The sequence below is a fragment of the Chitinophaga nivalis genome (assembly GCF_025989125.1).
In the GTDB taxonomy this organism is placed as follows: Bacteria; Bacteroidota; Bacteroidia; order Chitinophagales; family Chitinophagaceae; genus Chitinophaga; species Chitinophaga nivalis.
Genome location: NZ_JAPDNR010000001.1, coordinates 8,239,682 through 8,253,643 on the forward strand (window position 1 = coordinate 8,239,682; position 13,962 = coordinate 8,253,643).

A 13,962-nucleotide genomic window follows, 5' to 3' on the forward strand; every position below is an offset into this window, starting at 1 on the left:
TGTTAAAATTTGCTTTACCGCCGGGTATTATCTGCGGCCACCGCCACGGTGTTCTCCACCACCTCTTCTGTCGCCACCACCGCGGTGATCTCTACGTTCACCATGGTGTTCTCTGCGTTCGCCGCCGTGACCAGCACCACGGTTATCGCTTTCTTTACCGGTTAAAACGTTCGGATTCAGGTCACGTTTACCCAGTACTTCACCTTTACAGATCCATACTTTGATACCGATTTTACCATATACAGTGAGTGCAAACAGGGAAGCGTAGTCGATATCCATACGGAAGGTATGCAAAGGTACACGACCTTGTTTCATTTCTTCTGAACGGGCAATCTCAGCACCACCTAAACGGCCGCTGATTTTAACCTTGATACCTTCAGCACCCATTCTCAGTGCAGTAGCAATCGCCATTTTGATAGCACGTTTGTAGTTGATACGGCTTTCAATCTGTTTTGCGATGGTTTCAGCAACGATGTTAGCATCCATTTCAGGACGACGGATTTCGAGGATGTTGATCTGTACATCATCTTTACCCGTCAGTTTCTTCAGCTCTTCTTTGATGCGATCAACTTCGTTACCGCCTTTACCGATAATGATACCAGGCTTAGAAGTATGAACAGTGATGATTAACTTACCTAAAGTTCTTTCGATCACAACTCTTGAAATGCCACCTTTATTGATACGGGCATTCAGATAAGTTCTGATCTTGTTATCTTCGATCAGTTTGGTAGCAAAATCTTTTTTGCTGCCATACCAATTAGAGTCCCATCCTCTGATGATACCTAACCTGTTACCAATAGGATTTGTTTTCTGACCCATGTTCTGGTTATTTGTCTATTAGTTTAATAGTTTTGTTTTCTATCTCGTTTCCGGTGCGCAACGAATTATTGTGCTTTACCGTCCACTACAATCGTTACGTGGTTACTTCTCTTACGAATACGGTAACCCCTTCCCTGCGGAGCTGGACGCATTCTTTTCAGCGTACGGCCACCATCCACAAAAATGGTTTTTACGATCAGGTTAGCATCTTCTACCCTTGCACCTTCATTCTTCACTTTCCAGTTTGCAATAGCAGATACCAGCAGTTTTTCTAATGGTACGCTAGGGTGCTTTGGATGGAATTTCAAAATATTCAAAGCCTTTTCTACATCCAGACCACGGATTAAGTCTGCCAGCAAACGCATTTTGCGGGTAGATGTAGGATTATTATTCAGCTTAGCTACTGCTTCCATTGTTATTAATTTCTTTTATTATTTAGTGTCTGACGTCTGGTGTTTGATGATTGGTTTGAAACCTATTCTTCAAACCTCAAACCTCAGACTATAATTTACATTTTCTTATTAACGTGTCCTCTGAAGTTACGTGTAGGTGCAAATTCGCCGAGTTTATGACCAACCATGAATTCTGTTACATAAACAGGAATAAATTTGTTGCCATTGTGAACAGCGAAAGTGTGACCAACGAAATCAGGCGTGATAGTTGAACGGCGGCTCCATGTTTTAATAACGGTACGCTTGGTGCCTGTATTCATTTTCTCTACCTTATTTTCTAATTTCTGGTCTACGTAAGGACCTTTTCTTATGGAACGAGCCATGTTCTTACTGATTTATGATTTTTCAAACCCGGAGTCCGGTGGTTTATGACCGGACCCTGGATTCCGAAATATTATAATTTTTTACCGTTTTTTCTGCTGATGATCAGCTTATCAGAACTCTTATGCGGTTTTCTGGTTTTCAGACCTTTCGCATATTTACCAGTTCTGGATCTTGGATGGCCTCCGGAAGATTTACCTTCACCACCACCCATTGGGTGATCCACAGGGTTCATAGCCACACCTCGGTTACGCGGGCGGATACCTCTCCAACGGTTAGCACCTGCTTTACCAATAGATTGCAGAGCGTGGTCGGAGTTAGAAACTGTACCTACGGTAGCTTTACAAGTATTTAATACTTTACGCAGCTCACCAGAAGGCATTTTCAGTACGGCATACTTTTCTTCCTTGTTGGATAATTGTGCATAGGCACCGGCACTTCTAGCGATTGCACCACCTTTACCAGGCTGCAGTTCGATATTGTGTACCACAGTACCCAGTGGCATATTTTTCAACGGTAAAGCGTTACCTACTTCCGGAGCAACTTCAGCGCCACTGATAACAGTACCACCTACTTGCAGCCCCTGAGGAGCGATGATGTAACGTTTTTCACCATCAGCGTAGCTAACCAGCGCGATGAATGCACTACGGTTAGGATCGTACTCGATAGTTTTTACTACTGCCGGGATATTTTCTTTATCACGTTTGAAATCGATTACACGGTATTGTTTCTTGTGACCGCCACCGATGTAGCGCATAGACATTCTACCCTGTGCGTTTCTACCGCCGCTCCTTTTAATCGGTTCCAGCAGGCTTTTTTCAGGCGTATCCGAGGTCAGCTCAGCGTAAGCGTTGCCTATTTTCCAGCGGGTACCGGCCGTCATTGGTTTGAACTTCTTCAGTGCCATTACTTCCTAAAAAGTTAAATGTTATTAAAAATATAAATAGTGATCTGCATATACATCCACATTCCGGCTGTTCAGGCCGAAAAGGCACTACATGTTAGCATACAGATCTATAGTTTCGCCTGATGCGAGGGTAATAATCGCCTTTTTGTAAGACGGTTTTTTACCTGCAATGAAACCGGCTTTTGTAAAGCGGAATTTAGCTTTACCTGGCATTACTGCAGTATTTACATCAGCTACGGTTACACCGTAAAATTCTTCCACTGCTTTTTTGATCTCCAGTTTGTTGGCTTTTTTGTCAACGATGAAGTAGTAGCGGTTGAATTTTTCAGTGGCTTTATTCACCTTTTCTGATACTACCGGTTTGATTAAAACGTCTGAAAGTTTCATCTTCTTTATAGCTTATAGCTTTTAGCTCTTAGCTTTAGCTGTGTTATTTAATTGGTTTACAACATCCTTAAGCTTCAGCCGGCTCTTCGGTGAAGATTTTGGCAGCGCTTTCTGTAAATACCAGGTAGTTGCTGTTCATGATATCATAAGTATTGATATCGCTCAGCATAGTACCGTCTACAGTAGGGATGTTTCTTAAAGACAGATACACGTTATCATTGTGCTCAGGCGTGATGAACATAGTCTTCTTGCCGTCAACGTTGATATTCAGGTTCTTTAAGATGCCAACGAATTGTTTGGTTTTAGGAGCTTCCAGAGCCAGATCTTCGATAACGATGATGCTGTTTTCTTTCGCTTTAACAGACAGTGCAGAAATCTTAGCGAGATCTTTTACTTTTCTGTTCAGTTTAAAGCCCCAACCGTGAGGTTTTGGTCCAAAGATGGTACCACCACCTTTATACAATGGGTTACGGATGTTACCTTTACGGGCACCACCAGTACCTTTTTGTTTGTGCAGTTTGCGGGAAGCACCTTTTACTTCAGCTCTGGTTTTCACTTTGTGAGTACCCTGACGCTGAGCAGCCAGGTATTGTTTAACAGCCAGGTAGATTACGTGGTTGTTAGGCTCAACACCAAAGATCTCCTCAGGAAGTTCAATAGATCTTCCGGTTTTCTTACCTTCTATATTTAAGATATCGATTTGCATGTTACTTCTGGATTAAAACGATTGAACCATTGTGGCCGGGAACGGAACCACTTACCAGGATATAATTCTTTTCAGGGAATATTTTCAGGATTTTCAGACCTTTCACTTTCACTCTTTCGTTACCTGTCTGGCCGGCCATACGCATGCCCTTGAAAACGCGGGAAGGATAAGATGAACCACCTACAGAACCAGGAGCTCTGCTTCTATCGTGCTGACCGTGGGTAGCTTCACCCACACCGCTGAATCCGTGGCGTTTTACAACACCCTGGAAACCTTTACCTTTAGAAGTGCCAACTACGTCAATTAATTCCCCTTCAGCGAAGATTTCGCAGGTGATGGATTCACCGAGGGCTTTCTGAACATCCGGGTTGCGGAATTCTTTTACGAAACGTTTGGGAGAGGTGCTTGCTTTCGCGAAGTGATTACTTTCTGCTTTTGTGGTGTGTTTTTCTTTCTTCTCACCGAAAGAAACCTGAATTGCGTTGTAACCATCATTCTCCAGGTTTTTTACCTGTGTTACAACGTTGGGACCAGCTTCGATAATGGTGCAGGCAGTCTGCTTACCATTGGACTCGAAGATGCTGGTCATGCCAATCTTTTTACCAATAATACCTTTCATTTTTATATGATTTTACCCAGCGCCTGGGGGATCTCTAGCTATCCCCAGGATGGGCGGTTTAAATACATTTATTGGGCGGCCGCCCAGAAGGCGCGACCTATGTTACATTTGTTAAAATTGTTACTTACTGGTAACCAGTAAGTAACCATAAATCAATTAAAGGCGGGCCTTTTGCCCAGCCTTGCTGTTGTCCTATGCTTTAATTTCAACTTCTACGCCAGAAGGTAAATCCAGCTTGCTCAGGGCATCTACAGTTCTGGAAGAAGACGTGTAGATATCCAGTAAACGCTTGTGCGTACATAACTGGAACTGCTCACGCGCTTTCTTGTTTACGTGCGGAGACCGCAGTACCGTAAAAATTTTCTTCTCTGTCGGTAAAGGAATTGGACCTGTTACCACGGCGCCCGTGTTACGCACGGTTTTAACGATCTTCTCAGCAGACTTGTCTACCAGGTTATGATCGTAGGACTTCAGCTTGATTCTTATTCTCTGAGACATATGCAATGAACTTCTTCTTTTTTTTCCCTATACAATTTGGGAGGGCAAAGGTAACCCGTTTTTTCTATTTGGCAAATAAATCTCCGGAAAAAAAATTAAATCCGCCGGGCAAAATATTGCTCCGGGTATTAAAGTGAGGGGGGATAACTATTTGAGAGATGCGGTAAGGCTGTGGAAAACATTCATTTTGTGTGTGTTAAGCCTTATCGTAAGTTCACATGCTCGTTTTGACAAATATAGGAAAACAAAATTCAAAACCAAAAAAAGTTGGATTACCGGAAAAAATTTTCCATTACCGGCAAAAAGAAAGGTGCTCCGGCTTCACCGGAACACCTTTTCCCTGAATAATTAAAGTACGCTCCATAACAGCAGGCCCACCTTCTCCTATCGGCTACAACCTCCTTATAAAGAGCAAAAAGTTAACGCCAGGAATTATATACCGGTACCGGCGCAGTATAAATACATTAAAAAGTTATACAATATAACACCTACTCTTTTCGCTGGTTTTCGGCAACCCCAGCTGTTAAATCTTTAACAGAAAATGAATTTAATAGCTCCATCCCATTTCCAGCTCATTCATTTTGTTCATTTCCGCAGCCCCATCGGACTGTTCCCTGTAATGCTGCTGCCATTGCTCACCCGTCATAAATGAAAACGGTTATTCCGGAATGGAACAACCGTTTGTTAAAAATGTAAGGGGAACGGTAAAGGATCACCAGAGATCCCCGTGACATCAGGTCGGTTAGAGACCTCCCAATAAACCTTTTAAGAGCTCCAAAATAGCTGCTAATAATTGACTGAGCAAATCCATAAAAAGAGGTTTTCGTGATAAACGCCTACTCTATATTGATATTGCTGGTTTTCGGCAATCCCAGCTGTTACGTAACAAGCCGTAAATTTAGTGGCTGCCAGTAATTTAACAACCGTTCACTTTATTCATTCTACGAAGCCAGCAACCCCATGCTATTCATTCCAGGCTATGGTTAGCCGGAGCAAATTAAAAGCGGCTGTTTTTGTAAAACAACCGCCAAAGGATCCGAAGGGTAATAAGAAATAAATTGATAATCCCCTCATAACATCCTACTGATCAAATGCCACTTAGGATATGAATCAGCAAAGCCCTGATCTTAAGCAGCAATAGAGGAATAAAATACATACCAGTATTAAAATCATCCGGTGATCCCTACTCTTTTGTTTTGATTTTCGGCAATCCCAGCACACTTACTTTTTATAAGTACGAACTGAAAGTTAACCACTATACCGGAAAAACAATCCGTTCATCTTATTTCAATTCAGTCATCGCCCAATTTCCCATTCAATCTACGACCACTGCGGCATACAGCCAATAAAAAACTCTGGTATCACTACCAGAGTTATATCCAATAATTTTACGCCTGCTACTACTCAGATACCTCCCAGCAGTGCAATTAACTGACGTAACAGTTCATTCAACAGGTCACCTAAATTCATACAATTAGATTGAACATACGCCTACTCTTTTATATGGTTTTCGGCAATCCCATAGCTGTGTGTTCCTACAGCTGCTTTACTAAAATAACTGCTTCCACGCTAAAAACAGTCATTCAGTTAATTCATTTCAACCCCTTCCTATTCATTTTATTCAATCGATACATCAGGAAGGATCCCTAATAAAAAACAGGTAGTAACCACTCGTTACTACCTGCTGTACTCATATTTTAACCTATTATTACTTACTTGCCACGGGTTTCATCTTTATAGATCTGTTTTGCCTTGGCTGATGGCAAATAAATCTGGAAACCTACACCCAGGTTCAACCGGTTATTGGTAGTAGAGCTACCAAAACCTACTGTCAGGTTGTATTTCAATAAACCTTCCAGCGATACGTTAGGTGTAATAAAATAAGCGATACCAGGTCCAACACCTAAATCCAACCCGGTAGTACTGGTACTTGTAGATGAATTACTTGATCCGCCAAAGCCTGCATTAGCCTCCAGGAAAAACCGTACGCGCTTGGAAAACTCCAGTTTTCTTACATTTTTGTCCTCTACAAAATAACGTCCGAATGCACCAACACCATACGTGGTTTGTGTACCAGATGCTTTAGCTGTAGTCAAACCCAGTTGCGCATAGCCACCTATTGCAAGGCCATCTCTGATGAACCAACCAACTTTAGGCGTAAGATCCATACTGAACTTGGTATTATCTTTTTGAAAGTCAAGCTGGAAATTACTTACGCTTGCTCCTACCATAATATTTCCTTTCTGAATTTGTGCTTTAGCCGTAGTGCCTACCAATGCAGCCAATAATACCAGGGTTAAGAGACGAAATTTTTTCATGATCTGAATTTTAATTTTAACAATTTAACCTGTTGAATAATAAAAATTCTTAGGCAAACGAGCTCCGCATTTGCACATAAAACCAGCTTACAGCCAGCAATAATAAATTGAGTAAAATCAGGCAGGGGGATAATGGGGTGAGGTAATCCAATGTTTACAAACAATCACAATCACCGTCACAACGTAGTTTGTTGTTTTAACAAAGCTACTGAAAATGAATCTAATAAGTATTCACTTTTCTGAAAAAATTAAAAAAAAATTCTTACTGTACAGTTCGAGAATTATCTCCACATGACCACTTATCCTTATTCATTATACACTATAACATCTCTCCCTCGTATGTTGTTGTAAGAAATCACAGATAATTCCAGCGTATTCAACCATTTTATTCCCGACCTCGCTTAAAGTAAAGTTTGGTATCCTTACCATCAACAGATTTACAGGATGAAAATCTATTCCGACGCTTCAATTCCTGTGCTTAAAACAGGCTTTATTTCGGACTGATATGGTAACTAACCAAGCGGGCTTTTCAGGAGCCATACCATTGTGGCGGCGGGTTGATACCTGGTGATTCCAGCTTTCCTATAACCAGCCGCCGCAGGTATATAACCATCCCTCACCCATTGGCAGCCTATAACGCTGCTATTGGCAATAGCGGGCAGTAATTAAAGTAAAGTATAAGGCACCGTTGGTAACGGGGGTACATCCTCTCTGCCAGCCTATGCCGGCGCCTATCAGGAGCAATAACAGCAAATAGCTTCAGCAGGTGGTATCAGCAAAAGTTTTTCAGCTGCAGGTATTGTTGCATTGTAGCAAATTCTCCTTCCTTAGAAAGGTCTTTTAAAAGCCTGATCAGCCTTTCCTGCAAGGCAGGTCCTGCATGCCTTTTCGTATATGCCGGTATGTTATAGGCCTCCAGGTTTACAAATTCCCATGGGTGGAAATACAGGCACAGGTAGCCGTCCTGCCGGAGTGTTTTGATAGCCAGGGACTTGAAAATAGTATAGGGGAAATTTTTAAACGCCAGCCAGAATAATGGAATCCGCAGGTTGGGGCTCACTGCCGCCGGTACCCGTAACATTCCTTCTTCAGTGTAAACAGTGCGGGGTTTGGAGCGGTAATTATAACGGCCCGGAATCCAGGTCGGGTTAACAGAAGAATCGTATACATAACCTGCCGCTATTACATCTTTCATTTCCACGTGCCGCATGCGAGGCATCCGCAGGCCATACACGGGTTTGCGGGTAATGCTTTCCAGGCATAGCTTGCTTTCCAGCAAATGCGCCGGCGTAAAGGATGAATGATAAAAAGTATGGGAGGCCACTTCATGCTTCTCCGCTATCTGTTTGATATCTACCGGAAAAGTCTGGGCAAAATTAGCTGTGGTAAAAAAGGTACTGGTTGCATTGGCCGTATTAATGATATCCATGGTGACCACCAGGCCTTCATGGCCTACCTTCATTTGTTCTGCCATTGGCACCTGCTGGCTGTACTCCAGGGGCATATCAAATTCTTCTACATCAAAACTCATTAATACAAAACGTTCCATCTTTATATTCCTTCCTTTACCAGGTTACTCTCTTTGATTAAGTTATTATCTTTAAATATATATCTTTCTTTAACCAGCTCTCCATCTTCTATCAAATACCCACCTTTATAGCGGCTATTTCCCTTTGTCAGGTTACTTTCCCTGACGAGGTATACCGGACGCTGTTTGCTTTGTGTAAACAATTTACCCAGGTAGACACCGATAATACCCAATATCATTAACTGCAGCCCACCGAAGAAGGCGATGGTAACAATGATAGATGCCCAGCCGGAAATCGGGTGATCAAACACCAGGCTGAAAACAGCATAGGGTATATACAAAGAAGAGAGCATGGCAAAGATAAAGCCTAAATAGGTAGCGGCATACAGCGGGCGCGTGCTGAAAGAAGTAAAGCCCTGCAGGGCAAACCGCAGCATTTTCCGGTAGGTATATTTGGATACGCCGGCATTCCGTTGTTCCGGTACATATTCAATCCCCAATTGTCTGAACCCGGCCCATTTTACCAGTCCCCGGAAAAAGAGGTCATATTCCTGCATACTGCTAAGTACGTCTACTACTTTCCGGTCGAGCAGGCGGAAATCGGCAGTCCCTTTTTCAATTTCAATGTCCGACAACCGGCTCATGATGGCATAAAACAGGTTGGAGGTTTTCCTTTTCATAAAAGGCTGTGCCCTATCTTCTTTCCGGATGGTATATACCACCTCCAGGCCTTCTTCCCATTTCTCGAGCAGCAGCGGAATTAATTTAGGCGGATGCTGCATATCTCCGTCCATACTGATAACACAGTCACCATCAGCCATATCCAGGCCAGCTTTCAAGGCAGCCTGGTGTCCGAAGTTTCTGGAGAACGATAGGAAACGGACATTATCGTATAGTAAGGAAAGCTTTTTCAGATTTTCCAGGGTACCATCACTACTACCATCATCCACAAAAAATATATTGAACCGGTAGGGCAGCGGTTCGAATATCCGTTGAATCGTTTGATTCAGCAGTGCTACATTATCCTGTTCATTATAGACCGGTACTACGATGGAAACTAACTTTTTCATCCTATACACAAATTTTGTTATCATGGAATTTACCAAAAGCCACTTCTCTGATTAAAAGCAGCCATATGATGAAACAAGGCAATGCTTTTAATGCAAAAGCCCTGATGACATGTACTTTAATATACTGCGGACATAAATCCGTGGTAGCCAGGCTGGTAACGAATATGGTAAACACCAACAAGGCTATTACAGCCGGAGATTTTGGCTCCTTCATTACAAACCACAACGCTGCGCCGACCATCGCAATGACATAAGTGGCAGATTCGGCCGAATCACTGAATATGACTACGGAGATCAGCACGAGTGCCAGGTAACGCATCCGGTACAACAGATTTTTATACTGGGCCATCCGTAACAGTGGCAATCCAAAAATGGCAACTGCCGGCAGCAATACATACAGGTCATTAAAATTTGATGTATGGAAAGTGCGCCGTACAATTCCCATTACGCAGATATCCTGCATATTGGTATGACTCAGGCTACTGATGTTCTGTACCACCTTTTCGCTGATAGCGGTATACCAGTCAGCATAAGACTGGATGATAAACGCCGGTGACGAAATGATCATAGGCAGGCAGAATAACACCACCAGCCACATGATGAAATAGCCGGTGAATTTTATCCTGTGTTTTGAAAACAGGAAAAATACGATGGCTGCTATTCCGTATAATTTTGTCAGGAAACCCAATACGATAAAGAGGGTTGCCCAGATATCCTTTTCTTTTTCTACAAAGACGAAAGCAAAAATGATAAAGGCCGCCGTCATGGAATTAAACTGTACATTATGGCTGGCTGTCATCATTTCCACGGCACTGATCAGGAGTACTATCAGGAAGTTTTTCCGGGTGAGGGGTAACATTCTGATGGCGATCAATAACACGGCGGCATTAGCGATGTTCCAGAGTATTACGCCCAACCAGTCCGGTAGTACGGCAAAAGGTGCGATGACCATACTGAACAGCGGACCATAGTGGTTGATATCGGCATATTCCGACGGATAGGCGGCATACAGATTGGTTTGTTCCAGGGTATGCCAGAATACCTGTCTGAAAATGAGGTAATTATTGAATGACTGGTGCAGGTATTCTGCCAATCCGGCAATAATTGCCAATGCGAACCAAAGCAAAACGGGTAAAGCAATCTTCCATTTTTTAAAGACCCTAAACTCAGCAAATAAAAAATTCATAAAGTCCTGATGCATTTAAATGATCCCTTGCCTTACAACACATTCTTTACCACGGCTTTGTTTATGCCATCAAATGAAAAACACAGGAAACAACAAATTCCTAGCAGGGGGTAACCTGTAGGAACATTTTATCGTAAACCTATTGCAGTGCCAGCGCTCTTATTCCATTCAACAGTATTATTCCTCTTCAGTGCCAGATCAGCGATTTCCCAACGCATCCGCGAGTACAAAATGGGGTCACTCACATTCAGGAAGGGAATCAGGCAGGCCCGATCCGCAACTTCGTAACAGTTAATGAAAGCATATCAAAACTGTTGATCCGTGTATTCAGTCAGCTACAGTAAAATAAGGTACAGTTCAATAATATCTTATAGGAAGACGCGTAAATATGGGTTTCCCTCTATCGTGTGAAGAAAATTTTTAAATAAAAAAAGGCCCTGTAGGACAGGACCCGGCATTTGGCAAAAAGTAAATACAGTTGCAGATTATGTTACCGAAAGTATCAAATATTCTGCTACCAGCAATAGCATGTTCATGCCAATAACATCCCAAAAACAAAAAAGGTTGTTCTGCACGAGGCAGAACAACCTTTTTCTATAAAAAGCTACGATTAAGCGTTTACTTTACCTTTCACTTTTGCTACTACTTCTTCTGCTACGTTGTTTGGAGCAGGAGAATAGTGAGAGAACTCCATGATAGAGCTGGCGCGGCCAGAAGACAGGGAACGCAGCTGAGTTACGTAACCGAACATTTCGCTCAACGGAACTTTTGCTTTAATTACCTGTACACCATTTTTAGAATCCATACCTTCCAGCATACCACGACGACGGTTCAGGTCACCTGTAACATCACCCATGTATTGGTCTGGAGTCTGTACTTCTACTTTCATGATAGGCTCCAGCAATACTGGTTTAGCTTTGCGGGCAGCTTCACGGAAGGCTTGTTTCGCGCACAATTCAAATGACATGGCATCAGAATCCACCTGGTGGTAAGAACCGTCAAACAGACGCACTCTCAGATTCACCAGCGGGAAGTTTGCGAGTACACCCTGGCTGAGGGATTGTTCGAAACCTTTCTGTACAGCAGGGATAAATTCTTTAGGGATGGAACCACCAAAGATATCGTTGATGAACTGGAAAGATTTACCATCGTTTTCTTTCAGCCATTCTGCGTCAGCAGGTCCGATTTCGATCTGGATATCCGCGAATTTACCACGACCACCTGTTTGTTTCTTGAATACCTCACGGTGTTCAACTTTAGTAGTCAGGGCTTCTTTGTAAGCCACCTGTGGTGCACCCTGGTTAACTTCTACCTTGAACTCGCGACGCATACGGTCAACGATGATTTCCAGGTGCAGCTCACCCATACCACTCAGGATGGTTTGACCGGTTTCTTCGTCGGTTCTCGCTTTCAGGGTAGGATCTTCTTCTACCAGTTTAGCGATAGCCATACCCATTTTATCAACATCGGCCTGAGTTTTAGGCTCAATAGCGATGTGGATAACCGGCTCAGGGAAGGTCATTACTTCCAGTACGATCGGATGGTTTTCGTCGCACAGGGTATCACCTGTTTTGATATCTTTAAAACCAACAGCAGCACCGATATCACCAGCTTCGATGAAATCGATCGGGTTCTGCTTGTTAGCGTGCATTTGCATGATACGGCTGATACGCTCGTTTTTACCAGTACGGGTGTTCAGTACGTAAGAACCTGCATCCAGGTGACCGGAATAAGCCCGGAAGAACGCCAGACGACCTACGAAAGGATCGGTCATGATTTTGAAAGCCAGTGCAGCGAATGGTTCTTTTGCATCTGGTTTACGGATGATATCATCACCAGTGTCCGGGTTGGTACCTTTCACAGCTTCGATGTCAACAGGAGAAGGCAGGTAACGGCAAACCGCATCCAGCATTTTCTGTACACCTTTGTTTTTGAAAGAGGAACCGCACATCATCGGGATGATAGCGATATCGATGGTAGCTTTACGGATCGCTTCGTGAATTTCCGCCTCAGAGATAGAGTTTGGATCTTCGAAGAATTTCTCCATCAGGGTATCATCGTATTCAGCAACGGCTTCTACCAGTTTAGCTCTCCATTCTTCCGCTTCCTCCTTCATATCTGCAGGGATCTCGATTTCCTGGTAAGTAGCACCTTTTCCTTCTTCATCCCAGATAATACCTTTCATGGTGATCAGGTCAACCACACCTTTGAAAGTATCTTCCGCACCGATAGGCAGGGTCAAAGGAACGGGGTTAGCACCCAGCATTTCTTTTACCTGTTTAACTACGTTCAGGAAGTCAGCACCGGAACGGTCCATTTTGTTAACGAAACCGATACGTGGTACACGGTAACGGTTAGCCTGACGCCAAACGGTTTCAGACTGAGGTTCAACACCGGATACAGCACAGAACAGTGCTACCAGACCATCCAGTACACGCAGGGAACGTTCTACCTCTACGGTAAAGTCCACGTGACCTGGAGTATCGATGATGTTGAATTTATATTGCTTGGTATCAGGTAGCGCTTTTCCCTGTAAAGTTGGAAAATTCCAGAAACAAGTAGTTGCAGCAGATGTGATGGTAATACCTCTTTCCTGCTCCTGTGCCATCCAGTCCATTGTAGCAGCACCCTCGTGCACCTCTCCAATTTTGTGGGATTTACCTGTATAATACAGGATACGCTCTGTGGTAGTGGTTTTACCCGCATCAATGTGCGCCGCAATACCAAAGTTCCTTTGAAATTTTAAGTCTGCCATAATATTAAAATGACTAAATAATGCAATTTGGGGGGCAAAGGTAATTTATTTTTAACAATAAATAAAACACGGTATTTTGCCAAATTGTTATTTCTATCCGGCCTTTCCCACTGTTTATTCAAATTATCTTAATTACCTATAAATATGGTAGTATATACCAGCTAAATAGCCTAAATATCCCTGCTATTATTTCCCGGTATACTGCAATGATGCTATGCGATATTTTTGCAGCCGGTGCTATTTCCGGCAGCTATTCTACCTTCTTTTTCCGGTTATGGAATGTTTTATGCCGGTTTGCCTGCAGTTACAGGACAGCAGGTGTATCTACAGCGCGTGGAGATATGCTCTTTTATTTACCGGTTCCGCTTACCGTCTGTTAGCAGACCCGGCGCACCC

Annotated in this window: 13 protein-coding genes; all 13 read right to left on the reverse strand. The window is 43.1% G+C overall.

Features of this window, described 5'->3' with window-relative positions; all coding sequences use genetic code 11:
* Positions 1-27: 27 nt before the first annotated feature.
* The 13 genes from rpsC to fusA all read right to left on the reverse strand — a co-directional run bounded on the left by rpsC (position 28) and on the right by fusA (position 13,566).
* Positions 28-819 (reverse strand): 30S ribosomal protein S3, encoded by a 792-nt coding sequence (gene rpsC / locus OL444_RS30400; RefSeq protein WP_264727008.1) that lies wholly within the window; start codon positions 817-819, stop codon positions 28-30.
* Between the two features lie 65 nt (positions 820-884).
* Positions 885-1,232 carry a 50S ribosomal protein L22 gene (rplV, locus tag OL444_RS30405; RefSeq protein ID WP_264727006.1) on the reverse strand — a complete coding sequence of 116 codons (348 nt, stop codon included), beginning with the start codon at positions 1,230-1,232 and terminating at the stop codon, positions 885-887.
* A gap of 95 nt (positions 1,233-1,327) precedes the next feature.
* The gene (gene rpsS, locus OL444_RS30410; protein ID WP_264727004.1) at positions 1,328-1,594 is read right to left on the reverse strand and encodes a 30S ribosomal protein S19; all 267 of its coding nucleotides are present in this window, start codon (positions 1,592-1,594) and stop codon (positions 1,328-1,330) included.
* Between the two features lie 71 nt (positions 1,595-1,665).
* A complete protein-coding gene (gene rplB / locus OL444_RS30415; protein WP_264727002.1) occupies positions 1,666-2,499 on the reverse strand; it encodes a 50S ribosomal protein L2 in 834 nt (277 codons plus the stop codon).
* Positions 2,500-2,586: 87 nt separating this feature from the next.
* Positions 2,587-2,886, reverse strand: a complete 300-nt coding sequence (gene rplW, locus OL444_RS30420; RefSeq protein ID WP_264727000.1) for a 50S ribosomal protein L23 — start codon at positions 2,884-2,886, stop codon at positions 2,587-2,589.
* Positions 2,887-2,953: 67 nt separating this feature from the next.
* Positions 2,954-3,592 (reverse strand): 50S ribosomal protein L4, encoded by a 639-nt coding sequence (rplD, locus tag OL444_RS30425; RefSeq protein WP_264726998.1) that lies wholly within the window; start codon positions 3,590-3,592, stop codon positions 2,954-2,956.
* A gap of 1 nt (position 3,593) precedes the next feature.
* Positions 3,594-4,211: a 50S ribosomal protein L3 gene (gene rplC, locus OL444_RS30430; RefSeq protein ID WP_264726996.1), complete on the reverse strand. Its 618-nt coding sequence runs from the start codon at positions 4,209-4,211 to the stop codon at positions 3,594-3,596.
* A 192-nt stretch (positions 4,212-4,403) separates the two neighbouring features.
* Positions 4,404-4,709 (reverse strand): 30S ribosomal protein S10, encoded by a 306-nt coding sequence (gene rpsJ, locus OL444_RS30435; protein WP_012789286.1) that lies wholly within the window; start codon positions 4,707-4,709, stop codon positions 4,404-4,406.
* A 1,712-nt stretch (positions 4,710-6,421) separates the two neighbouring features.
* Positions 6,422-7,027: an outer membrane beta-barrel protein gene (locus tag OL444_RS30440; RefSeq protein WP_264726981.1), complete on the reverse strand. Its 606-nt coding sequence runs from the start codon at positions 7,025-7,027 to the stop codon at positions 6,422-6,424.
* Positions 7,028-7,799: 772 nt separating this feature from the next.
* Entirely contained in the window at positions 7,800-8,576 is a 777-nt protein-coding gene (locus tag OL444_RS30445; protein WP_264726979.1) for a polysaccharide deacetylase family protein, read from the reverse strand.
* 2 nt (positions 8,577-8,578) lie between these two features.
* A complete protein-coding gene (locus OL444_RS30450) occupies positions 8,579-9,625 on the reverse strand; it encodes a glycosyltransferase family 2 protein (protein WP_264726977.1) in 1,047 nt (348 codons plus the stop codon).
* Between the two features lies 1 nt (position 9,626).
* A complete protein-coding gene (locus OL444_RS30455) occupies positions 9,627-10,811 on the reverse strand; it encodes a glycosyltransferase family 87 protein (protein WP_264726975.1) in 1,185 nt (394 codons plus the stop codon).
* A gap of 610 nt (positions 10,812-11,421) precedes the next feature.
* Positions 11,422-13,566 (reverse strand): elongation factor G, encoded by a 2,145-nt coding sequence (gene fusA / locus OL444_RS30460; protein WP_264726973.1) that lies wholly within the window; start codon positions 13,564-13,566, stop codon positions 11,422-11,424.
* Positions 13,567-13,962 lie beyond the last annotated feature (396 nt).